Below are 20,840 nucleotides of genomic sequence, written 5' to 3' on the forward strand. Positions count from 1 at the left end.
GGCCGATGCCTGAAGGGCACACCATCCACCGGCTGGCCGCCGACTACCGCGAGCGGTTCGGCGGCTGGCCCGTGCGCGCCTCCAGCCCCCAGGGCAAGTTCGCCGACGCGGCGGCCCTGCTCGACGGCAGCGTCCTGGAGTCCACCGAGGCGCACGGCAAGCACCTGTTCCTCGGCTTCCCGCGCGACGAGTGGGTGCACATCCACCTCGGCCTGTTCGGCAAGGTGGACTTCGCCGCGGCCCCCGCCGCGCCGCCCACCGACACGGTCCGGCTGCGCCTGGCCAACGCGGAGTCGTACGTGGACCTGCGCGGGCCCACCACCTGCGCGCTGATCACCGACGGCGAGAAGGCCGCGGTGCACGAGCGGCTCGGCCCCGACCCGCTGCGCCCCGCCGACGACGGCGAGCGCGCCTGGAGCCGGGTCTCCCGCTCCCGTACGACCGTCGCGGCGCTGCTGATGGACCAGAAGGTCATCGCGGGCGTCGGCAACGTCTACCGCGCCGAGGTCCTCTTCCGGCACGGCATCGACCCCTACCGCGCGGGCCGCGACCTGACCCGCGCCGAGTGGGACGCGGTCTGGGCGGACCTGGTGGCGCTGATGGCGGAGGGCGTGCGGCTCAACCGCATCGACACCGTCCGCCCCGAGCACACCCCCGAGGCCATGGGCCGCCCGCCGCGGGTGGACGACCACGGCGGCGAGGTGTACGTCTACCGGCGCGCCCACCAGCCGTGCCACCTGTGCGGTACGGAGATCCGCACCGCCGGGCTGGCCGCCCGCAACCTCTTCTGGTGCCCCGGCTGCCAGACGGCCTGAGGCCCGACGCGACTCAGAAGCCGTGCGCGACCCACGGCGCGCGGGCCGCCCCGAAGGCCAGGGACGCCCGCTCCAGGGTCCCGGGGACCAGCTCCCGCACCCGGCCCGCCCCGGCCAGCTCGACCAGCGAGGTGCCGCCCAGGTAGGCCGCCCCCAGCTCCCGCGCGCCCAGCGCCAGGTCCGCCGGGTCCTCGGTGCGCTCGCAGCGGGCGCCCGGCCCGTCCGCGACCAGCCGCCAGCGGCCCGCGTTCCACGGGCAGAAGTCGTCCGCCACCTCCAGGACCACGTCCAGCGGCACCTGGTAGCTCCGGGCCGCCAGGGCCGCGCCCACGTCCACCACCCGTACGAACAGCTCGTCGCGCACCATGACCTCGCAGCGGCGCACGTCGCTGACCATCTGCAGCAGCGGGTCGTCCACCGGGCGGCGCTTGGCCACCACCCACGAGGTCAGGTCGATCCCGAACAGGAAGTTCCACAGCGCCCCGCGGGCCGCCGGGTCCAGCGCGTCCAGGTCGCGCACCAGCACCACCCCGTCCGGGCCCGCGGGCGCCCACTTCGGCTGGGTGTGGAAGCGCGCGTACCCCACGGCCACGCCGTCCCGCTCGGCCACCACGCAGCGCAGCGCGGAGCCGCCGTCGCGGTCCTGCGGGGGGTCGAGCAGGGCCTGGCGCTCCCAGCCGGGCGCGTGCGTGGTCGTCCCGGGCCGCTCCGGCACCAGGCGCGCGTACACCTCCTCGCAGGCGGCCAGCGCCTTCGCCGGGTCCACCTCGCGCAGCCGCACCCGGTCGGTGCCCCCGGGCAGCCGCAGCGTCACCCGCCGGGTGTCCACGCGCAGCCAGAGCTTGCGGCTGCCGAGCCCGTAGCCGAAGCGGCCGTAGATGTCCGGCTCGGACGCGGTCAGCACGGCCAGCGGCTCGCCCAGGGCGTGCACGTCGTCCAGCTGGCGGCGCATCATCGAGGTCAGCACGCCCCGGCGGCGGTGGGTCGCGGCGACCGAGACCATCGTCACGCCGGCCGCCCGCACCAGCTGCCCGCCGGGCACGGTGAGGCCGAAGGAGAACGCCCCCGCGGTGCCCACCCAGCGGTCGTCGTCGCGCACCCCCAGGGAGCGCTCGCACTCGGTCAGCTCCCGGTAGAGCTCCACCTCCTCCGGGGCCTCCGGCACGCCCCCGAACGCCAGCGTCAGACTGCCGTACCACTCGTCCCAGTCGGCAGGTCGCAGCACCTGCGGCGGTGTCGTCATATGCCATGGGTACCAGGGGCCCGGCACCCGACGCGACCCGATTTCGAACGCAATGTCTCAGGGGTCCCCCTGCGCGCGGGGCGCACGGGTGGATAGGGTCCTGGCCAATGGCCAAGAGAGCGGGAGCGGACTCCTTCACGGCCCGGCTGCGCAAGAGCGTCCACCGGGTCCGCGTCGCGCTGCGCAAATCGGGTGTCGACTACTTCCGCGGCGACGGCTCCGACTGGATCGCCCTGGTGGGCCTGATACTGACCATCCCGGCGATCACCCTGGGCACGATCGCGATGCCCGTGTGGGTCTCGCCGCCCGCCCTGGTGCTGCCGATCGTCGCGGGCGGCCTGCTGCTGCGCCCGGCCAGCCTGCTCGGCCTGTACGCGGGGACGGCCGCGGCCCTCATCGTGGAGTCCGTCGCCCTCGGCCCGTACACCCAGGGCCCCGGCCGGGTCACCCCGGGCACGGTCCTGGTGGTCGCCGCCTGCGGTCTGTTCGGCCTGCTCATCGCCCAGTTCAGGGCCCGGGTCGGAGTGCCCTGGCGGCGCGGCGGCACCATGCTCTTCGACCTGCGCGAGCGGATCCGGGTGCAGAGTTCGCTGCCCGCGCTGCCCCGGGGCTGGCACCACGAGATGGCGCTGCGCCCGGCCGGCGGCCAGTCCTTCTCCGGCGACTTCGTGGTGGCCGCGCGCACCAACGGCGGGCGCACCCTGGAGGTCGTGCTCACCGACGTCTCCGGCAAGGGCATGGACGCGGGATCGCGCGCCCTGCTGCTCTCCGGCGCCTTCGGCGGGCTGCTCGGCTCGCTGCCCCCGCACGGCTTCCTGCCCGCAGCCAACGGCTACCTGCTGCGCCAGGACTGGGACGAGGGCTTCGCCACCTCGATCCACCTGGTCCTCGACCTGGAGTCGGGGGACTACGAACTGCTCTCCGCGGGCCACCTGCCCGCCCTGCAGCTGCACGCGGGCAGCGGGCGCTGGGAGGAGAAGGACGCCGCCGAGGGCCCGCTGCTGGGGGTGTACGACGGGGCCGAGTTCCACCCGGCCAAGGGGTCGCTGCGCCCCGGCGACGTCCTGATGCTCTTCACCGACGGCCTGGTGGAGGCCGCCGACCGGGACATCGCCGAGGGCGTCGACCGCCTCACCGGCGAGGCGGACCGCTACGTCGCCTCGGGGTTCCAGGGCGCCGCCTGGCACCTGATCGAGGCGTGCGCCAAGGACGTCAACGACGACCGGGCGCTGCTGCTCATCTCGCGGGAGGCGTGAGCTCCGCGAGCGCCGGCTCCTCGTCGCCGGCCGCTTCCGGCCCGCGGCCCCGGCCGCCGGGGAGCAGCCGGGCCAGCCACGCGGAGCGCCCGGCGGCGAGCGGCCCGAGGACGGCGAGCAGCAGCACGTAGCCCGCGATGAACGGCGAGAGCCGCTCGTCGAGCCCGGCCGCCGCGGCCATGGTCGCCAGGATCAGCGCGAACTCGCCCCGGGCCAGCAGGGTCGTCGCCACGTTGGCCGCGGGGCCCGCCCCGAACCCGTACACCCGCGCCGCGGCCAGTCCCGCGACCACGTTCATCACCAGGGTCACCGCGACCGCCGCGAGGACCGGCCAGAGGACCACCGGCAGGTCGCCGGGGTCGATGGAGAGCCCGAAGGCGAAGAAGAACATCGCGCCGAAGGCGTCGCGCAGCGGGTGCACCAGGGAGCGGATCCGGGCGCCGGAGGCGGTGGAGCCGAGCATCAGGCCGACCATGAACGCGCCGATCGCGTCGGCGACCCCGAACCACTCGGAGACCCCGGCCACGAAGACGGCGGCGCCCAGGAACGAGATGACCAGCAGCTCGTCGTCGCGGGTGGCGAAGAGGCGGGAGACCACGCGGGTGCCGAAGCGCGCCGCGAGCGCGAGCAGCAGCAGGAAGCCGAAGGCCTTGCCGCCGTCCACCACGGCCGCCGCCAGGCTGTCGGCGCCGGACAGGATGGGCTGCAGCGCCGCCAGGTAGAGGGCGAGGAAGACGTCCTCGACGACGATGATGCCGAGGATGGGCTTGGTCTCGGGGTTGCCGATGCGGCCGAGGTCGACGAGGACCTTGGTGACGATGGCGGACGAGGAGATGCCCAGGACCCCTGCGAGGACCAGGGCCTCCGCGGTGCCCCAGCCGAGCGCGAAGCCGAAGGCGAGCCCGGCGCCGACGTTCAGGGCGAGGTAGGCGCCGCCCGCGAGGGCCATCCTGCGCCCGCCGGTCCTCAGGTCGTCGAGGTGGAACTCCAGGCCCAGGTAGAAGAGCAGCAGTACCAGGCCGAGGGCGGAGAGCATCTCCAGCTCGTGCGGGTCGGAGACCAGGACGATGCCGGGGGTGTGCGGGCCGAGGAGTATCCCGGCCAGGATGAACAGGGGGATGGTCGGCAGTCCGATGCGGTTGCCGAGCCGGGCGAGGACGGCGGCGGCCAGGAAGGCCCCGCCCATGGCGATGAGGGTGTCCGCGTGTCCGATGGGCCTGCCTCCACGGGTCAAGAGAGCGTCAAGGAATCGTCAGTAATTAGTTTACCGAAAGATTGACGCCGCAACCAATGGGTGGATTCCCCTACGGGGCGGGGCGTACCGGTACGGTCCGGACGCCACCGGAGCCGGGCCGCACCGCCCCCGTACAGTCGGGCCCATGGCCGAGCTGACACCGACCGCGATCGAGGAACTGGCCCGCGCCGCGCACGCCGGGCAGACCGACAAGGCGGGCCGCCCCTACGAGGAACACCTGGCCGCCGTCGCCGCCGGGGTGCGGGCGCGCGGCGGCAGCGACGAGCAGATCGCCGCCGCCTGGCTGCACGACGCGGTGGAGGACGACGCGCTCAGCGAGCAGTGGCTGGCGGACGCGCCCCTGCCGCGGGCCGTCAAGGACGTCGTCCTGGCGCTCACCAAGCGGGCGGGGGAGGAGCCGGAGGACTACGCGGCCCGGATCCTGGCCGTCCCCGGCGCGCTGCTGGTCAAGGAGGCCGACCTGGCCCACAACGCGGACCCGGGCCGGCTCGCCGCACTCGACGCACCGACCCGGGACCGGCTCACCGCGAAGTACGCGCGGATGCGACGGCTGCTCGGCCTGGCGGACGGCTGACCTCGCGGCCGGCCTCCCGGCGGAACGCCCAGTCCATCCGGGGCTCGGTCACCGGCCGCAGCAGCCGGCGCACCGGAGGCGTGCACAGAAGGGTGACGGCCGCGGCGGCGGCCAGGGTGACGGCGACGATGCCCGGCGGCGTCGTCAGCCACGGCTCCACCCGCGGCACCCGCCAGAAGACCAGCGACTTCACCAGGAAGCCGTGCAGCAGGTAGCCGCAGATCGTGCCGGTGCCCAGCACCGTGAACCAGGTCCGCCGGCGCGGTACGAGGGCCAGGAACGACGCGGTCAGCAGCAGGCTCCCGGCGAACAGCGCCAGCGTCATCAGCGGCCCCGACCACCAGGGCGCGTCCAGCTCCACCGCGCTGGTGGAGTGGTAGAACCAGCCCATCCGCAGCCGCGGCGCGAGGAAGTAGAAGGCGGGCAGGGCCAGCGCCAGGACCGCGGCGGCCGCCCGGCGCGCCAGCGGCCGGTGCAGCAACGCGAAGTGCTCGCGCCGCAGTTGCAGCCCCAGCACGAAGAACGGCAGGAACTGCAGGATCCGCTGGAGGTCCAGGTCCGCGCCCACGTCCGGGGTCAGCGTGCCCACCATCGCCACGCCCAGCGCCACGGGCAGCGGCCAGCGCGCCGCCCGCCACAGCGGCGTGGACAGCCGCCACACGAAGAGCGCGATCAGGAACCAGGTCAGGTAGAAGGGGTCCAGGATGCTCAGCGGGTACTCCGGGTCACCGGTCGCCCAGCGCCGGTAGAGCGTGTACCCGACCTCGAAGACCACGTACGGCACCAGCAGGGTGGTCACCAGCTTGCGCAGCTGGTCGGGGCGCCCGGTGTAGGAGCGCGAGAAGTAGCCCGAGACGACGATGAACGCCGGCATGTGCAGGGCGTACACGAGCATGTACAGCGCCCTGGTGGCCCGGCTGCCCTCCATCACGGGCTCCCAGGCGTGGCCGACCGCGACGAGCACGATCGCCAGGTACTTCGCGTTGTCGAAGAAGGCGTCTCGTCTGCTGGACGCCCCGCCGTCCGACTGCCGGCGCCCGGCTCCCTCCGCGACCGGATCCGGTTCCCGGGTCCCGGAGGGCGACCCGCTGGCACATTCCTGCGTGGCGTGGAACATCCAAGGCACCCTAGTAAGCGCCGACGGAGCGTTGTCAACTGCCGGAAATGCCCTGGTTAATCCGGAGGAAAACCCGCATTTCGGCACACGGAACCCCGTGTTCCAGGGCTGCGCACACGGGGCGCACGCGCCCCGCGCACCTCGCGATTTCCAGCCGATCTGGTGACGGCGCGCCGCTGATCAACACGGCCCGGGACCCTTTTGATGGCGTGAACCGTTCGCCAACGATTCGTCACGCGGCAGCGCCCGCAGGGGGGTTGGTGGCACGATGGTGCGAACGGGGGCGCTGGGTGTGCGCTGCCGGGCCGGCTAGGCGGACCGACCGAGGGTGTGATGAGACGTGGCCGTTTCACTGTCAGTGGTGCTTCTGCTGGCCATCATCATGGTGGTGCTCATCCGGGGCGGCTCGCTCAAGGCGGGCCCCGCGGTCGTCGCGGCCCTCTTCGGCTTCTTCCTGGCGTCGACCGGCATGGCCCCGTCGATCCAGCGCTTCATGAACTCGATAGCCGAGACGATCAACAGCATCAGCTTCTGAGGCGTGCCGCCCCGAGCCGCACGGCCCGGGCGTCCGCACGCCCGGGCGCGGCCCGTGAACGAGACCGGGGCCGGGGGGGGGGGGGGGGGGCCGCCCCCCCCCCCCCGGGGGGAGGCGTGGCCACGGCAGCCCGGCAGACCGGCGCGAGCGAAGAGGCCATGCGCCGGGCCTTCGCGGAGTATGACCGGCTGTACCCGGAGATCGGGGACCCAGGTCCCCGCCCGGCCCCGGGCCGGTTGGAGCGGGCGACGGGAATCGAACCCGCGTAGCTAGTTTGGAAGACTAGGGCTCTACCATTGAGCTACGCCCGCATGCGTGCGCCGCAGGTCACGAGGGCCGCGGCACGAAGAGCATGGTAGCGGGTCCGGGCCCGGTCGCGCACGCCCCGCCCCGGCCCGCGGAATGCGGGCGTCGCACGGCTCCGGGACATGTACCCTACGGATCGCACCGACGGGGTGTGGCGCAGCTTGGTAGCGCGTCCGCTTTGGGAGCGGAAGGCCGTGGGTTCAAATCCCGCCACCCCGACCAGCCCGCCGACGGCGCTCCGCCCGGTCCCCGCCGTCCGTGCCGCGCGCCCGGACCGCGGGCCGTCAAGATCACATTGTGGGGGCCGTCCCGCTTGCGGTTACTATGCAAGCTGCGTGCCCGTGTGTCTCTCTGACCGGGCCGATCGGCTGGACCGCCGACCAAGCGGCCACCAGCGGAATCCAAGAATCAGCCACAAGGAGACCGAACCGTGAAGAGCGCCGTGGAGACCCTGAACCCGACCCGGGTTCGGCTCACTGTCGAGGTGCCCTTCGAGGAGCTCAAGGACAGCCTCGACGCGGCGTACAAGAAGATCAACCAGCAGGTCACGGTCAAGGGCTTCCGCAAGGGCAAGATCCCGGCTCGTGTCATCGACCAGCGCTTCGGCCGCGGTGCGGTGCTGGAGGAGGCCGTCAACGACGCCCTCCCGAAGTTCTACACCGAGGCGGTCAACGAGGCCGAGGTCAACCCGCTGGGTCAGCCCGAGGTCGACATCACGGAGCTGAAGGACGGCGAGCTGCTGGCCTTCACCGCCGAGGTCGACATCCGCCCGACGATCGAGATCCCGGACTACTCCGGCATCGAGATCACCGTCGACGCGGTCGAGGTCACCGACGAGGACATCGAGAAGTCCGTGGAGCAGCTGCGCGAGCGCTTCGCCTCCACCAACCCGGTCGAGCGGGCCGCCGAGGACGGCGACGTCGTGACGATCGACCTCGAGGCCAAGGTCGACGGCGAGGTCCTGCCCGACGGCGTGGCCCAGGGCGTCTCGTACACCATCGGCTCGGGCGAGCTGCTCGACGGCATCGACGAGGCCGTCAAGGGCCTCGCGGCCGACGGCGAGGCCACCTTCACCTCGCAGCTCAAGGGCGGCTCCGCCGAGGGCAAGGACGCCGAGGTCACCGTCAAGGTCACCGCGGTCGCCAAGCGCGAGCTCCCCGAGCTCGACGACGACTTCGCGCAGCTCGCCTCCGAGTTCGACACCCTCGACGAGCTCAAGGCCGACAGCCGCAAGCGCCTCGAGAACATGAAGCAGTACGACCAGGCCACCCAGGCCCAGGAGCGCGTCCTCGACGAGCTGCTGAAGCTGGTCGAGGTCCCGATCCCCGAGAAGCTCCTCGAGGACGAGATCCAGACCCGCACCCACAACCTGGAGCACCACCAGCTCGGTCAGATGGGCCTCGACCTCGACAAGTACCTGGAGATCCAGGGCAAGACGCGCGAGGAGTTCGAGACCGAGACCAAGGAGCAGGCGGTCAAGGGCATCAAGACCCAGTTCATCCTGGACGAGCTCGTCTCCAAGGAGAAGCTCAACGTCAGCCAGGACGAGCTCACCGAGCACCTGATGCGCCGCGCGGCCTCCTCCGGCATGAGCCCGGACCAGTTCGCCCAGGCCGTCGTCGAGGGCGGCCAGGTGCCGATGCTCGTCGGCGAGGTCGCCCGCGGCAAGGCCCTCGCGGTCGTCGTGGAGTCCGCCACGGTCAAGGACACCAACGGCGAGGTCGTCGACCTCGACGACGAGGACGAGACCGAGGAGGCCGCCGAGGCCGCCGCGGAGGCCCCCGAGGCCGCCGCCGAGTCCACGGAGAAGGCCGAGGCCTGAGCCTCGCCCTGACGCCCGTCACGGGCCCGGTCGCACCCGCGTGCGGCCGGGCCCGTGCGCGTACGGGAGGGCCCCGCGCCCCCAACTACCTTGCGCTGCCAGCGAACAGTTCGGGAACCGGGATGGCGTTGTCCGACCTGCGCGTTAGGGTCCATGAATACGAGGGCAGGCAAGTACCCGCCCGCAGTACGCAAGACGCTGAGACGGCCGAAGCCGTCAGAGACGAGCAGGTGGATACGTGACGAATCTGATGCCTTACGCCGCCGGTGAGCCGTCCATCGGTGGTGGCCTCGGCGACCATGTCTACAACCGACTGCTCGGCGAGCGCATCATCTTCCTCGGCCAGCAGGTCGACGACGAGATCGCCAACAAGATCACGGCGCAGCTGCTTCTCCTGGCCGCCGACCCGGAGAAGGACGTCTTCCTCTACATCAACAGCCCCGGTGGCTCGGTGACGGCCGGCATGGCCATCTACGACACCATGCAGTACATCCCGAACGACGTCGTCACCATCGGCATGGGCATGGCCGCGTCCATGGGACAGTTCCTGCTCACCGGCGGCACGGCGGGCAAGCGCTTCGCGCTGCCGAACACCGACATCCTGATGCACCAGGGCTCGGCCGGCATCGGCGGCACCGCATCGGACATCAAGATCCAGGCCGAGTACCTCCTTCGCACGAAGAAGCGCATGGCCGAGATCACCGCGCACCACTCCGGCCAGACCGTCGAGGCGATCATCCGCGACGGCGACCGCGACCGCTGGTTCACCGCGGAGGAGGCCAAGGACTACGGCCTCATCGACGAGATCATCTCTGCCGCTTCGGGCGTTCCGGGCGGCGGTGGCACCGGGGCCTGAGCCCCAGCCGACCCGCAGTCCAGCCCCCGCCGAACGCCACCAGGATGGTGAACCCCCAATGACCAACTTCTCCGCGAGCGGCCTCTACACCGGCCCGCAGGTGGACAACCGCTACGTCGTCCCGCGCTTCGTCGAGCGCACCTCGCAGGGCGTGCGCGAGTACGACCCGTACGCGAAGCTGTTCGAGGAGCGCGTGATCTTCCTCGGCGTGCAGATCGACGACGCCTCCGCCAACGACGTCATGGCGCAGCTGCTGTGCCTGGAGTCGATGGACCCGGACCGCGACATCTCCATCTACATCAACAGCCCCGGCGGCTCGTTCACGGCCCTCACGGCCATCTACGACACGATGCAGTTCGTGAAGCCGGACATCCAGACGGTCTGCATGGGGCAGGCGGCCTCCGCCGCCGCGATCCTGCTGGCCGCCGGCACCCCGGGCAAGCGCATGGCCCTGCCCAACGCGCGCGTGCTGATCCACCAGCCCTCCGGCGGCACCGGCCGCGAGCAGCTCTCCGACCTGGAGATCGCGGCCAACGAGATCCTGCGCATGCGCACGCAGCTCGAGGACATGCTGGCCAAGCACTCGTCGACGCCGATCGAGAAGATCCGCGAGGACATCGAGCGCGACAAGATCCTCACGGCCGAGGACGCCCTGTCCTACGGCCTGATCGACCAGATCGTCTCGACCCGCAAGACCACGGCGGCCGCGGCGGCCTGACGCCCGACCTTCCCTTGGTGCGGGGCGCGGAGGACCATGCGTCCATGCGAACCGTGCCAAGGGGGGCCCGAACGGGGGGCCCGGCAAGGTACCGTCGGATATGAGGCACCAGGAGCGGCTGCACCAAGCCGCTCCCAGGCGAAGGGGAAGCACCTCGTGGCACGCATCGGTGATGGCGGCGACCTGCTCAAGTGCTCGTTCTGCGGAAAGAGCCAGAAGCAGGTGAAGAAGCTCATCGCGGGCCCCGGTGTGTACATCTGCGACGAGTGCATCGACCTCTGCAACGAGATCATCGAGGAGGAGCTCGCCGAGACGAGCGAGGTGCGCTGGGAGGAGCTTCCCAAGCCCCGCGAGATCTACGAGTTCCTGGAGGGGTACGTCGTCGGGCAGGAGCCCGCGAAGAAGGCCCTCTCCGTCGCGGTGTACAACCACTACAAGCGCGTCCAGGCCGGCGAGAACGGCGGCGCGCAGGGCCGGGACGACGCCATCGAACTGGCGAAGTCCAACATCCTCCTGCTGGGCCCCACGGGCTCCGGCAAGACACTGCTCGCCCAGACGCTCGCCCGCATGCTCAACGTCCCGTTCGCCATCGCCGACGCGACGGCGCTGACGGAGGCGGGGTACGTGGGCGAGGACGTCGAGAACATCCTGCTGAAGCTCATCCAGGCCGCCGACTACGACGTCAAGAAGGCCGAGACGGGCATCATCTACATCGACGAGATCGACAAGGTCGCCCGTAAGAGCGAAAACCCGTCGATCACGCGCGACGTCTCCGGCGAGGGCGTGCAGCAGGCCCTGCTGAAGATCCTGGAGGGCACCACCGCCTCGGTCCCGCCGCAGGGCGGCCGCAAGCACCCCCACCAGGAGTTCATCCAGATCGACACGACGAACGTGCTGTTCATCGTGGGCGGCGCCTTCGCGGGCCTGGAGAAGATCATCGAGTCCCGGGCGGGTGCCAAGGGCATCGGCTTCGGCGCGACGATCCGCTCCAAGCGCGAGATCGAGGCCAGCGACCAGTTCCAGGAGGTCATGCCGGAGGACCTGGTGAAGTTCGGGATGATCCCCGAGTTCATCGGCCGCCTCCCGGTCATCACCTCGGTGCACAACCTGGACCGCGAGGCCCTGCTGAAGATCCTCGTCGAGCCGCGCAACGCGCTGGTCAAGCAGTACCAGCGCCTGTTCGAACTCGACGGCGTGGAGCTGGACTTCGACCGCCCGGCCCTGGAGGCCATCGCCGACCAGGCGATCCTGCGCGGCACCGGCGCGCGCGGCCTGCGCGCCATCATGGAAGAGGTCCTGATGTCGGTGATGTACGAGGTGCCGTCCCGCAAGGACGTGGCCCGCGTGGTCATCACCGAGGACGTCGTCCACAACAACGTCAACCCGACGCTGGTCCCGCGCGAGCCGCGGATCGTCAAGAACGACGGCCGGCACGAGAAGTCGGCGTAGCGGCGACCGCCGTACGACGGACGCAGGAGGGGGCCCGGTCCAGCTGGACCGGGCCCCCTCCTTCCGTACGCCCGGGTGCTCGGCGCACCGGGCGGACGGTCACCTGATCTCGACGCGCGTCTCGGCGCGGACCTTCGCGGTCATGTCGGCCATCTGCTCCAGCGTGTAGCCCTTGCCGGTCAGCGCGGCGGCGCCCTCGGCCCCGCTCACGTAACCGACCGTGCTGTGGTCGGTCCACAGGCAGTACGGGACGGTGAGGCTGCTCGGGCCGCCGGAGGTGGAGCCGGACGCCATCGTCATCTTGATGTTGCGGCACTTCATGACGCCGTTGTCGAACCCGGCCGGCTTCATGTCCTTGGCCGGGCCGTCGAACTCGACCTTCATGCCGCTGGAGTCCTTGCTGTCCTGGGCGTTCTTCTCCTGCTCGGCCATCATCGCGGCCATGACCTTGTCCGGGTCGTCGATGTCGCCCCACACGCCGCTGAAGTTGAGGTTCTTGGCGGTCATGCCGTCGCCGGCCTTGTAGGAGCCGCCCTCCTGCTTGGCGTTCTTGACGCCCGCGGCCTCCAGCTCCTTGGTGTCCTTCTGGGTCAGACCGCCCTTGTCCCCGGAGCCCTCGGACTTCTTGTACTCGGTGAGCAGCGTCGGCGGCGTCGTCAGCTTGTACTTCTTGCCGTCGCTCGCCACCGAGCCGCCGCCACCGTCGCCCAGCAGGAAGTACGCGCCCACGCCGAGCGCGGCCACCACGGCCACCGCGCCGATGATCAGGCCCGTCTTCTTGCCGCCACCGCCCTGCGGCGGCGGGGGCGGGAAGCCGCCCTGGCCGTAGCCGGGCTGCTGTCCGTACGGTCCGGGCTGCTGGGGCTGTCCGTACGGCCCCGGCTGCTGCGGCTGCTGCTGGGGGTACCCGTACGGCTGCTGCGGCGGTACGCCCTGCGGGGCCTGCTGCGGGTAGCCGTACCCGGGCTGGGGCTGTCCGTAGGGACCAGGGCCACCGGGCTGGGGCGCCTGCGGCGGCTGGCCGTAGGGTCCCGGCTGACCGTACGGTCCGGGCTGCTGGGGCTGGCCACCGTACGGGCCCGGCTGGTTGTAGCTCATTCCTGGGTTCCCCTCCGCATGCACATGTCGTCCGGACATCCTGTCGGAAGGGCCTCCGACGTGGGGCGGCGGGGGGTCGTCCGTTACGAAAGATTCCCGTTTCAGTACCGGCCCGTGACACCCCTAAACTGGGGCCCGTGACCGAGAACCCTCAGCAGCAGACAGCAGCCACTCCCGAACTGCCGACCCAGTACGCGCCGGCCGAGGTAGAGGGGAAGCTGTACGAGCGCTGGGTAGAGCGCGGGTACTTCGAGGCCGACGCCTCCAGCGAGAAGCCGCCGTACACCATCGTCATCCCGCCGCCGAACGTCACGGGGTCGCTGCACCTGGGGCACGCCTTCGAACACACCCTGATCGACGCCCTCACCCGCCGTGCGCGCATGCGGGGCTTCGAGACGCTGTGGCAGCCGGGCATGGACCACGCAGGCATCGCCACCCAGAACGTGGTCGAGCGCGAGCTCGCCAAGGAGGGCAAGTCCCGCCACGACCTGGGCCGCGAGGCGTTCGTCGAGCGCGTCTGGAAGTGGAAGGAAGAGTCCGGCGGCCAGATCTCCGGACAGATGCGCCGCCTCGGTGACGGCGTCGACTGGTCCCGTGAGCGCTTCACCATGGACGAGGGCCTGTCCGTCGCCGTCCAGACCATCTTCAAGAAGATGTACGACGACGGCCTGATCTACCGCGCCGAGCGCATCATCAACTGGTGCCCCCGCTGTCTGACGGCCATCTCCGACATCGAGGTGGACTACCAGGACGACGACGGCGAGCTCGTCTCCATGAAGTACGGCGAGGGCGAGGACACCATCGTCGTCGCCACCACGCGCGCCGAGACGATGCTGGGCGACACGGCCGTCGCCGTCCACCCCGACGACGAGCGCTACGCCCGGCTCATCGGCAAGCGCATCAAGCTGCCGCTGACCGACCGCAGCATCCCGGTCGTCGCCGACACCCACGTCGACCCCGCGTTCGGCACCGGCGCCGTCAAGGTGACCCCGGCCCACGACCCGAACGACTTCGCCATCGGCCAGCGCCACGACCTGGAGACCATCGAGGTCCTCGACGAGCGCGGCGTCATCGTCACCCCCGGCCCCTTCCAGGGCCTGGACCGCTTCGAGGCCCGTTCCGCGATCGTCGCCGCCCTGCGCGCGGACGGCCGGATCGTCGCCGAGAAGCGGCCGTACGTCCACTCGGTCGGCCACTGCTCCCGCTGCAAGACGACGCTGGAGCCGCGCCTCTCGATGCAGTGGTGGGTCAAGGTCGAGACGCTCGCCAAGGCCGCCGGTGACGCGGTCCGCGACGGCCGTGTCGACATCCACCCCGCCGAGCTGACCCCGCGCTACTTCGCCTGGGTCGACAACCTCAACGACTGGTGCATCTCGCGCCAGCTGTGGTGGGGCCACCGCATCCCGGTCTGGCACGGCCCGGACGGCGAGATGGTCTGCGTCGGCCCGGACGACGAGGCGCCCACCGGCGAGGGCTGGCACCAGGACACCGACGTCCTCGACACCTGGTTCTCCTCCGGCCTCTGGCCGTTCTCCACCATGGGCTGGCCGGAGCGGACGGAGTCGCTGGAGAAGTTCTATCCGAACTCCGTCCTGGTCACCGGCTACGACCTGATGTTCTTCTGGGTCGCCCGCATGATGATGTTCGGCCTGTACGCCATGGACGACGTCCCGTTCCGCACCATCGCCTTCCACGGCATGGTCCGCGACGAGACCGGCAAGAAGATGTCGAAGTCCAAGGGCAACGTGGTCAACCCGCTGGACTGGATGGACAAGTACGGCTCCGACGCCGTCCGCTTCACCCTCGCCCGCGGCGCCAACCCCGGCGTCGACGTGCCGATCGGCGAGGACTGGGTCCAGGGCTCGCGCAACTTCGCCAACAAGATCTGGAACGCCACGCGCTTCGCGCTGATGAACGGCGCCACCGTCGAGGGCGAGCTCCCGCCGGCCGAGTCGATGTCCTCGGTCGACCGCTGGATCCTGTCCCGGCTGAACAAGACCGTCGCCGAAGTGGACGCCCTCTACGACGACTACCAGTTCGCCAAGCTCAGCGACGCCCTCTTCCACTTCGCGTGGGACGAGGTCTTCGACTGGTACGTCGAGCTGTCCAAGACCACCTTCTTCGCGGGCGGCGAACCGGCCAAGGTCTCCGGCCGGGTCCTCGGCGAGGTCCTCGACGTGATGCTGCGCCTGCTGCACCCCGTCGTCCCGTTCGTCACCGAGACCCTGTGGACCAACCTCACCGGCCGCGAGTCGGTCGTCATCGCCGAGTGGCCCGAGGACTCAGGCTTCCGCGACGACACCGCCGAGGCGGAGATCGAGAACCTCCAGCAGGTGGTCACCGAGGTCCGCAGGTTCCGGGCCGACCAGGGCCTGCAGCCCGGCCAGAAGGTCCCCGCCCGCCTCACCCTCACCGGCACCCCGCTGGCCGCGCACGAGGCGGCGATCCGGCAGCTGCTCCGGCTGCAGCCGGAGGGCGAGGGCTTCTCGGCCACCGCCACCCTGCCGGTCGCGGGCGCCGAGGTGGCGCTCGACCTGTCGGGCACCATCGACGTGGCCGCCGAGCGCAAGCGGCTCGCCAAGGACCTGGCCGCCGCCGAGAAGGAGAAGGCCCAGGCCCAGGGCAAGCTCGGCAACGAGGCGTTCCTGGCCAAGGCCCCGGACAACGTGGTCGACAAGATCCGTACCCGGCTCGCCAAGGCGGACGAGGACATCGCCCGCATCCAGGCCCAGCTGGACCGCCTCCCGCAGGCGTGACCGGCTGAGCGCGAAGGGAAGGGGCCCGCACCACTCGGTGGCGCGGGCCCCTTCCCCGTACGCGCGCCTCAGGCCTCCACGGCGACCGGGCCGATGCCGACGGCCTCGGCGTTGCGGCGGGTCTTGGCCCAGCCGTTGCGGCCGCGCAGCAGGCGCACGAAGGCGCGGGCCGAGACCACGAAGAGGTGGTACGCGTACAGCCAGAGCACCAGGCCCCACAGCACGCCCGTCAGGCGCGAGGCGTCCGGGGCGAACGCACGGCGGTAGGCCGGGCCCCACAGCGTGAACGGCACGATCGTGCCCGCCGCGAACAGCAGGGCCAGCGGCCAGCTGCCGGGCAGCAGGCTCGCGCCGTCCAGCAGCAGCCCGGCCGTGATGACCACGGTGAGCAGCAGGGCCGCCAGGTGCGTGAAGGGCTGGAAGAAGGTGTAGAGGGTCTCCAGGACGCCCTTGCCCTTGTACTGGCGCGAGCCCGCGATGCGCGCGCCGTAGCGCATGCACTGGAGGTTGCCCTGCGCCCAGCGGGTGCGCTGGGTCAGGAAGCGCCGCAGGTGGGGCAGGCCCTCCTGGGTCACGAAGGTGTCCGTGAGGTGCGTGATGCGGTGCCCGCGCAAGGTGATGTTCAGGCCCAGCTCGTAGTCCTCGAGGAGCGCGTCGCGCTGCCAGGGCCGCTGCTCGTGCGCGGCGACCGCGTCCAGCGCGCTGAGCCGGGTGAACTGGCCGTTGCCACCCAGGCCGACCGAGCCGGTACGGATCCGGAGCATCTGCATCCCGGCGTTGGCGACGGCGAACTCCATGTCCTGGGCGCGGATCAGCAGCCGGGCGAAGGCGTTGCGCACCCGGCCCCGCTCGGGCAGCGGCTCGGGGTCCTCGACGTTGCGCATCCGTACGGAGACCTGGACGCCGCCGATCTCCGGGTCGCCGAAGCCGTGCGCGCCGCCGACCAGGCGCAGCGCGTCGGGGGCCAGCCGGCCGTCGGCGTCCACGACGCAGACGACGACGCGGGAGCGGTCGGTGCCCGCGGGCAGGTACTCGTCCAGCTCCGCGTAGGCGGCGTTCAGCGCGGCGCCCTTGCCGACGCGGGCGTCCGGGCGGCGCCTGCTCACCAGGTGCACCCGCCGGTCGTGCTCGGCCCGGGCGGCGACGAGCGCGCCGGTGCGGTCCTCGCTGTCGTCGTCGATGACCCACACGTGGGCCTCGGGGAAGTCGGCGCGCAGCTGGTCGACCGTGGTGCCGACGACGGTCTCCTCGTCGCGGCAGGGGACGAAGAAGTGCCAGGCGAACGCGGAGGCGTCACCGGGGGGAGCCGTCTCTCGGCGCCCCCAGGCGTGCCGGGCCCCGGCCCAGTACAGCAGGAAGCACGCCAGCATGGCGAAGGGGAAGAGGGCGAGGAGGGTGTGGAGGGACATCGGGACTCCTGGTCGGGGCGGCGGGGTGCGGGACGGCGGTGTCAGGCCGCGAGGGCGTGCGGGGGGACGGACCGCGCGATCAGCTCGGCGATGCGGGCGGACGCCCGGCCGTCGCCGAACGGGCTCGGCAGCGCCGCCAGCCGGCGCAGCCCCTCCGGCCCCTCGGCGAGGCGGCGGCGCGCCGCCGCACCGAGCCCGGGCCCCGGCCGCACCAGCTCGGCGAAGTCGCCCATCGCCTCGGGGCGCTCGGTGGAACGGCGCACCACCAGCAGCGGGCGGCCCAGCACCGTCGTCTCCTCCTGCACGCCCCCGGAGTCGGACACCAGCAGCGCCGCGTGCCGGGCCAGCGCCAGGAACTCCCCGTACCCCACCGGCTCCAGCACGGTCAGGCCCGCGAGCAGCCCGGCCAGCCCGGCGGCCTCGATCCGCGCCCGGGTGCGCGGGTGCAGCGGCAGCACCACCGGGAGGTCCGCCGACAGGGCCGACAGCTCGGTGAGGATCGCCGCGAGGGCCTCGGGCTCGTCCGTGTTCTCCGGGCGGTGCACGGTCGCCAGCACGTACCCGTCGGCCGCGAGGCCGTGCCGGTCGAGCAGCTCCAGGCGCTCCCCGGCCGGCGGCAGGGCCCGGCGCACCGCCTCCACCACCGTGTTGCCGGTCACCGCGACGCGCGCCCCCGGCACGCCCTCCGCGAGCAGGTTCGCCCGGTTGTCCAGGGTCGCCGCGCACAGCACGTCCGCCAGCCGGTCGATGAGCACCCGGTTGTGCTCCTCCGGCATCGCCCGGTCGTGGCTGCGCAGCCCCGCCTCGACGTGGACCAGCGGGATGCCCCGGGCGTTGGCCGCGAGCGCGCCGGACAGCGCGGCGTTGGTGTCGCCCTGCACCACCACGGCCAGCGGCCGCCCGGCGGCGAACAGCGCGTCCAGGCCGGACAGCGCCGCGGCGATCTGCTCGGCGCGCGGGCGCCCGCCGACCCCGGTGAGGAGCTCCGGCTCCGGCAGCCCCAGCTCCGCCAGGAACCGCCCCGACAGCTGCTCGTCGTAGTGCTGGCCGGTGTGGACCAGGCGCGCGGCGGGGCCGAGCAGGCGCACCAGTTCGGCGACCTTGACCAGTTCCGGGCGGGTGCCCAGGACGACGGCGACACTGCGCGGCGGGAGCCGGCGGGCGGAGGCGGGGGAGAGGGGGAGGCTGTGCATGACCCCGAGGCTGCGGGCCCTTGGTAGTGCCCCCGGTGGTCTTTGGTTGCCCGACGGTTGCTCCTTTCGTCCCGGCCCGGGAAGCGACCAAAGTCCGGGACCTTGGTCCCGGTGGGCGCCCGCGCCGCCGCGATCCGGGACCGTCGCCTCCCCAAACCACTTCCGCCGCCCGAGTGCCTGATGTCACACGCGCCAGGACGTGAGTCAGATCGAACGGGTCGAAAGACCTTGGATGATGGAGGGATGCCGCACACGCCCACCGTCTACGCGCTCCGTCGCGCCGCCGCGGCGGCCCGCCGGCGCGTCGACCGCTGGGCCGGCTCCCCGCGCGCGCTCGACGTGCTCACCGCCCTGAGCTGCTTCGCGCTCATGGTCCTGGACGTCCCCGGCCTCGCCGCCGCCGACAACTCCCTCAGCGGGCTCACCGCCACCCTGGTCCTCGCCCTGGGCGCGGCCACCCTGATGGTGCGCAGGGCCGCGCCCTGGGTGCCGTTCCTGGTGGCGCTGGTGCTGCTGGCCTGGCTGCACGAGCTGACGATGATCCAGTTCGCGCTGTACTCGCTCGGCCGCTTCCGGGGCCGCAGGGCCGGCGTCCCCGCCACCCTGCTGTACGTCGCCGTGTCCTACGGCCTCTTCGAACTGCCGGGCTGGCCCGCGCACCGCGCCGACTCCCTCAGCGAGTTCCTCAGCCTGGTCGTCCCGGTCGGCGTGCTGGCCTCCGGCGTCGGCATCGCCGCCTACCGCCAGGACCTGGTGCGCGAACTGGCGGCCCAGCGCGCCGAGACCGCCGCCGTGCAGGCCGTCCACCAGGAGCGCATCTCCGTCGCCCGGGACGTCCACGACCTGGTCGGCCGCGAGCTGACCGTCCTCGCGGTGCGCGCCGAGGTGCTGGCCGTACGGGCCAGGGGCGAGGCGCACCAGGAGCGGTTCGAGGAGCTCGCCGACACCGCCCGGCGCGCCCACCACATGCTCAACGAGACCATCGTGCGCCGGGCCGACGGCGCCGACGCCACCCCCGGCCTGGAGGGCCTGCCCGCACTGGCCGCCGAGAGCGAGCGCATGGGCAGCCCCGTGGACCTGGCCGTCGCCCCCGAGGCCCGCGCCCTGTCCCCGCTGCGCCAGACGGCCGTCTACCGGGTCGTCCAGGAGTGCCTGACCAACGCGGCCAAGCACGCCCCGGGCGAGCGGGTCGCCGTCACCATCTCCGTACTGGGCCGGGACCTGCGCGTCGACGTGCGCAACGCCCTCGCGGGCGCCCCGCCGGACCGGGCGCCGCTGTCCACCGGCACCGGCCTGTTCTCCATGGAGGAGCGGGTGCGCAGCATGGGCGGCACGCTCAGCGCCCGCCACCGCACCGAGACCTTCGAGGTCACGGCCCTGCTGCCGACCGGCTTCCGGGACTGAGCCCCGGCCGCCGGTGCCGACAGGTCCTAGCGGGCCAGCAGCTTCTGCAGGTTGTCGAAGTCCTCCACGCAGCGCCCCGACCCCAGCGCCACGCAGTCCAGCGGATCGTCCGCCACGAACACCGGGATGCCCGTCGCCGACGCCATCCGCAGGTCCAGGCCCGGCAGCAGCGCGCCGCCGCCCGTCAGCACGATCCCGTGCTCCATCACGTCACCGGACAGCTCCGGCGGGCACTCCTCCAGCGTGGTGCGCACCGCCGCGATGATCTGCTCCACCGGCTCGTCCAGCGCCGCCCGCACCTCGCGGGTCGTCAGCGACACCGTCTTGGGCAGCCCGCCGACCTTCTCCCGCCCGCGGATGGTGAAGGTGCGCTCCTCCAGCTCGTCGTCGCCCGGCACCGGCCACGCCGAGCCGATGGCCACCTTCACGTCCTCCGCCGTGCGCTCGCCGATCAGCAGCGAGTGCTCCTTGCGCACGAAGTCCGTGATCGCCGTGTCCAGCCGGTCGCCGCCCACCCGCAGCGACTGCGAGGTCACGATCCCGCCCAGCGAGATCACCGCCACCTCGGTCGTCCCGCCGCCGATGTCCACCACCATCGAACCGCGCGGGTCCGACACCGGCAGGCCGGCCCCGATCGCCGCCGCCATCGGCTCCTCGATCAGGTGCACCGCCTTGGCGCCCGCCCGCTGCGAGGCGTGCACGATCGCCCGGCGCTCCACCGGCGTCACCCCGCTGGGCACGCAGACCACCATCCGGGTGCGCGGCCGCCGCCCGGGCACCGCCTTGCGCACGAAGTGCCGGATCATCTCCTCGGCCGCCTCGTAGTCGCTGATCACCCCGTCCCTCAGCGGGCGGATCGCGGTGATGGACCCGGGCGTGCGGCCGATGGTCTCCTTCGCCTCGGAGCCCACCGCCAGCGCGGTCCGCGAGCCCTCCTGGACCGCCACCACGGACGGTTCGTTGAGCACGATGCCCTGCCCGCGGGCGTAGAGGAGGGTGTTCGCGGTGCCGAGGTCGATGCCTATGTCCATGAT

General features: G+C 72.2%; 17 protein-coding genes and 2 tRNA genes. 11 read left to right on the forward strand and 8 right to left on the reverse strand.

Going from position 1 to position 20,840, the window contains the following annotated elements:
- Nucleotides 1-5 precede the first annotated feature (5 nt).
- Nucleotides 6-815, forward strand: coding sequence for an Fpg/Nei family DNA glycosylase (locus tag ABT160_RS00140; RefSeq protein ID WP_351641514.1), 810 nt, complete (start codon nucleotides 6-8; stop codon nucleotides 813-815).
- A 13-nt stretch (nucleotides 816-828) separates the two neighbouring features.
- Here the strand turns inward: ABT160_RS00140 and ABT160_RS00145 are convergent, their stop codons facing one another.
- On the reverse strand, nucleotides 829-2,058 hold the full coding sequence (locus tag ABT160_RS00145; RefSeq protein ID WP_351641517.1) for a GNAT family N-acetyltransferase: 1,230 nt from the start codon (nucleotides 2,056-2,058) through the stop codon (nucleotides 829-831).
- Nucleotides 2,059-2,165: 107 nt separating this feature from the next.
- Here ABT160_RS00145 and ABT160_RS00150 point away from each other — a divergent pair, with 107 nt between their 5' ends.
- Nucleotides 2,166-3,314 carry a SpoIIE family protein phosphatase gene (locus ABT160_RS00150; RefSeq protein ID WP_351641518.1) on the forward strand — a complete coding sequence of 383 codons (1,149 nt, stop codon included), beginning with the start codon at nucleotides 2,166-2,168 and terminating at the stop codon, nucleotides 3,312-3,314.
- On the opposite strand, the gene ABT160_RS00155 is transcribed toward ABT160_RS00150, so the two are convergent.
- The gene (locus ABT160_RS00155) at nucleotides 3,295-4,500 is read right to left on the reverse strand and encodes a cation:proton antiporter (protein WP_351641521.1); all 1,206 of its coding nucleotides are present in this window, start codon (nucleotides 4,498-4,500) and stop codon (nucleotides 3,295-3,297) included. The genes ABT160_RS00150 and ABT160_RS00155 overlap by 20 nt on opposite strands.
- Nucleotides 4,501-4,693: 193 nt before the next feature.
- On the opposite strand from ABT160_RS00155, the gene ABT160_RS00160 reads away from it, so the two are divergent.
- On the forward strand, nucleotides 4,694-5,143 hold the full coding sequence (locus ABT160_RS00160; protein ID WP_351641523.1) for an HD domain-containing protein: 450 nt from the start codon (nucleotides 4,694-4,696) through the stop codon (nucleotides 5,141-5,143).
- Here ABT160_RS00160 and ABT160_RS00165 read toward each other — a convergent pair.
- Entirely contained in the window at nucleotides 5,091-6,260 is a 1,170-nt protein-coding gene (locus tag ABT160_RS00165; RefSeq protein WP_351641524.1) for an acyltransferase family protein, read from the reverse strand. The genes ABT160_RS00160 and ABT160_RS00165 overlap by 53 nt on opposite strands.
- Before the next feature lie 340 nt (nucleotides 6,261-6,600).
- Here ABT160_RS00165 and ABT160_RS00170 point away from each other — a divergent pair, with 340 nt between their 5' ends.
- Nucleotides 6,601-6,795: a hypothetical protein gene (locus ABT160_RS00170; protein WP_351641526.1), complete on the forward strand. Its 195-nt coding sequence runs from the start codon at nucleotides 6,601-6,603 to the stop codon at nucleotides 6,793-6,795.
- A gap of 237 nt (nucleotides 6,796-7,032) precedes the next feature.
- Here ABT160_RS00170 and ABT160_RS00175 read toward each other — a convergent pair.
- Nucleotides 7,033-7,106 (reverse strand) — tRNA-Gly (locus ABT160_RS00175).
- A 140-nt stretch (nucleotides 7,107-7,246) separates the two neighbouring features.
- On the opposite strand from ABT160_RS00175, the gene ABT160_RS00180 reads away from it, so the two are divergent.
- From ABT160_RS00180 to clpX, 5 genes are all read left to right on the forward strand, one after another.
- Nucleotides 7,247-7,323: transfer RNA gene (locus tag ABT160_RS00180), tRNA-Pro, on the forward strand.
- A gap of 208 nt (nucleotides 7,324-7,531) precedes the next feature.
- A complete protein-coding gene (tig, locus tag ABT160_RS00185) occupies nucleotides 7,532-8,923 on the forward strand; it encodes a trigger factor (RefSeq protein ID WP_351641528.1) in 1,392 nt (463 codons plus the stop codon).
- 238 nt (nucleotides 8,924-9,161) lie between these two features.
- Nucleotides 9,162-9,779, forward strand: a complete 618-nt coding sequence (locus ABT160_RS00190) for an ATP-dependent Clp protease proteolytic subunit (protein ID WP_351641531.1) — start codon at nucleotides 9,162-9,164, stop codon at nucleotides 9,777-9,779.
- Between the two features lie 58 nt (nucleotides 9,780-9,837).
- Nucleotides 9,838-10,497 carry an ATP-dependent Clp protease proteolytic subunit gene (locus ABT160_RS00195; protein WP_351641532.1) on the forward strand — a complete coding sequence of 220 codons (660 nt, stop codon included), beginning with the start codon at nucleotides 9,838-9,840 and terminating at the stop codon, nucleotides 10,495-10,497.
- A 156-nt stretch (nucleotides 10,498-10,653) separates the two neighbouring features.
- Complete coding sequence (gene clpX / locus ABT160_RS00200) at nucleotides 10,654-11,946, forward strand: ATP-dependent Clp protease ATP-binding subunit ClpX (protein WP_351641533.1); 1,293 nt, start codon at nucleotides 10,654-10,656, stop codon at nucleotides 11,944-11,946.
- A 99-nt stretch (nucleotides 11,947-12,045) separates the two neighbouring features.
- Here the strand turns inward: clpX and ABT160_RS00205 are convergent, their stop codons facing one another.
- Nucleotides 12,046-13,044, reverse strand: a complete 999-nt coding sequence (locus tag ABT160_RS00205; RefSeq protein ID WP_351641534.1) for a hypothetical protein — start codon at nucleotides 13,042-13,044, stop codon at nucleotides 12,046-12,048.
- A gap of 137 nt (nucleotides 13,045-13,181) precedes the next feature.
- Between ABT160_RS00205 and ABT160_RS00210 the strand changes: the two genes are divergently transcribed.
- Complete coding sequence (locus tag ABT160_RS00210) at nucleotides 13,182-15,800, forward strand: valine--tRNA ligase (protein ID WP_351641537.1); 2,619 nt, start codon at nucleotides 13,182-13,184, stop codon at nucleotides 15,798-15,800.
- A 68-nt stretch (nucleotides 15,801-15,868) separates the two neighbouring features.
- Here ABT160_RS00210 and ABT160_RS00215 read toward each other — a convergent pair whose 3' ends face one another.
- Together ABT160_RS00215 and wecB are read right to left on the reverse strand one after the other, a co-directional pair.
- Nucleotides 15,869-17,209, reverse strand: a complete 1,341-nt coding sequence (locus ABT160_RS00215; RefSeq protein WP_351641538.1) for an XrtP-associated glycosyltransferase — start codon at nucleotides 17,207-17,209, stop codon at nucleotides 15,869-15,871.
- A 41-nt stretch (nucleotides 17,210-17,250) separates the two neighbouring features.
- A complete protein-coding gene (wecB, locus tag ABT160_RS00220; protein WP_351641540.1) occupies nucleotides 17,251-18,402 on the reverse strand; it encodes a non-hydrolyzing UDP-N-acetylglucosamine 2-epimerase in 1,152 nt (383 codons plus the stop codon).
- Between the two features lie 243 nt (nucleotides 18,403-18,645).
- On the opposite strand from wecB, the gene ABT160_RS00225 reads away from it, so the two are divergent.
- Complete coding sequence (locus tag ABT160_RS00225; RefSeq protein WP_351641543.1) at nucleotides 18,646-19,806, forward strand: sensor histidine kinase; 1,161 nt, start codon at nucleotides 18,646-18,648, stop codon at nucleotides 19,804-19,806.
- Nucleotides 19,807-19,832: 26 nt separating this feature from the next.
- Here ABT160_RS00225 and ABT160_RS00230 read toward each other — a convergent pair whose 3' ends face one another.
- Nucleotides 19,833-20,837, reverse strand: a complete 1,005-nt coding sequence (locus tag ABT160_RS00230; protein WP_351641544.1) for a rod shape-determining protein — start codon at nucleotides 20,835-20,837, stop codon at nucleotides 19,833-19,835.
- Nucleotides 20,838-20,840: the final 3 nt, after the last annotated feature.

Origin of the sequence: Streptomyces sp. NPDC001941 (assembly GCF_040296945.1) — a bacterium.
Classification (GTDB): domain Bacteria; phylum Actinomycetota; class Actinomycetes; order Streptomycetales; family Streptomycetaceae; genus Streptomyces.

Bases quoted from the DNA above. Each gene is read 5' to 3' on its own strand.
- ABT160_RS00140 (WP_351641514.1), top strand. From the start codon at position 6: ATGCCTGAAGGGCACACCATCCACCGGCTGGCCGCCGACTACCGCGAG.
- ABT160_RS00145 (WP_351641517.1), bottom strand. From the start codon at position 2,058: ATGACGACACCGCCGCAGGTGCTGCGACCTGCCGACTGGGACGAGTGG.
- ABT160_RS00150 (WP_351641518.1), top strand. From the start codon at position 2,166: ATGGCCAAGAGAGCGGGAGCGGACTCCTTCACGGCCCGGCTGCGCAAG.
- ABT160_RS00155 (WP_351641521.1), bottom strand. From the start codon at position 4,500: ATGGGCGGGGCCTTCCTGGCCGCCGCCGTCCTCGCCCGGCTCGGCAAC.
- ABT160_RS00160 (WP_351641523.1), top strand. From the start codon at position 4,694: ATGGCCGAGCTGACACCGACCGCGATCGAGGAACTGGCCCGCGCCGCG.
- ABT160_RS00165 (WP_351641524.1), bottom strand. From the start codon at position 6,260: ATGTTCCACGCCACGCAGGAATGTGCCAGCGGGTCGCCCTCCGGGACC.
- ABT160_RS00195 (WP_351641532.1), top strand. From the start codon at position 9,838: ATGACCAACTTCTCCGCGAGCGGCCTCTACACCGGCCCGCAGGTGGAC.
- ABT160_RS00205 (WP_351641534.1), bottom strand. From the start codon at position 13,044: ATGAGCTACAACCAGCCGGGCCCGTACGGTGGCCAGCCCCAGCAGCCC.
- ABT160_RS00215 (WP_351641538.1), bottom strand. From the start codon at position 17,209: ATGTCCCTCCACACCCTCCTCGCCCTCTTCCCCTTCGCCATGCTGGCG.
- wecB (WP_351641540.1), bottom strand. From the start codon at position 18,402: ATGCACAGCCTCCCCCTCTCCCCCGCCTCCGCCCGCCGGCTCCCGCCG.
- ABT160_RS00225 (WP_351641543.1), top strand. From the start codon at position 18,646: ATGCCGCACACGCCCACCGTCTACGCGCTCCGTCGCGCCGCCGCGGCG.
- ABT160_RS00230 (WP_351641544.1), bottom strand. From the start codon at position 20,837: ATGGACATAGGCATCGACCTCGGCACCGCGAACACCCTCCTCTACGCC.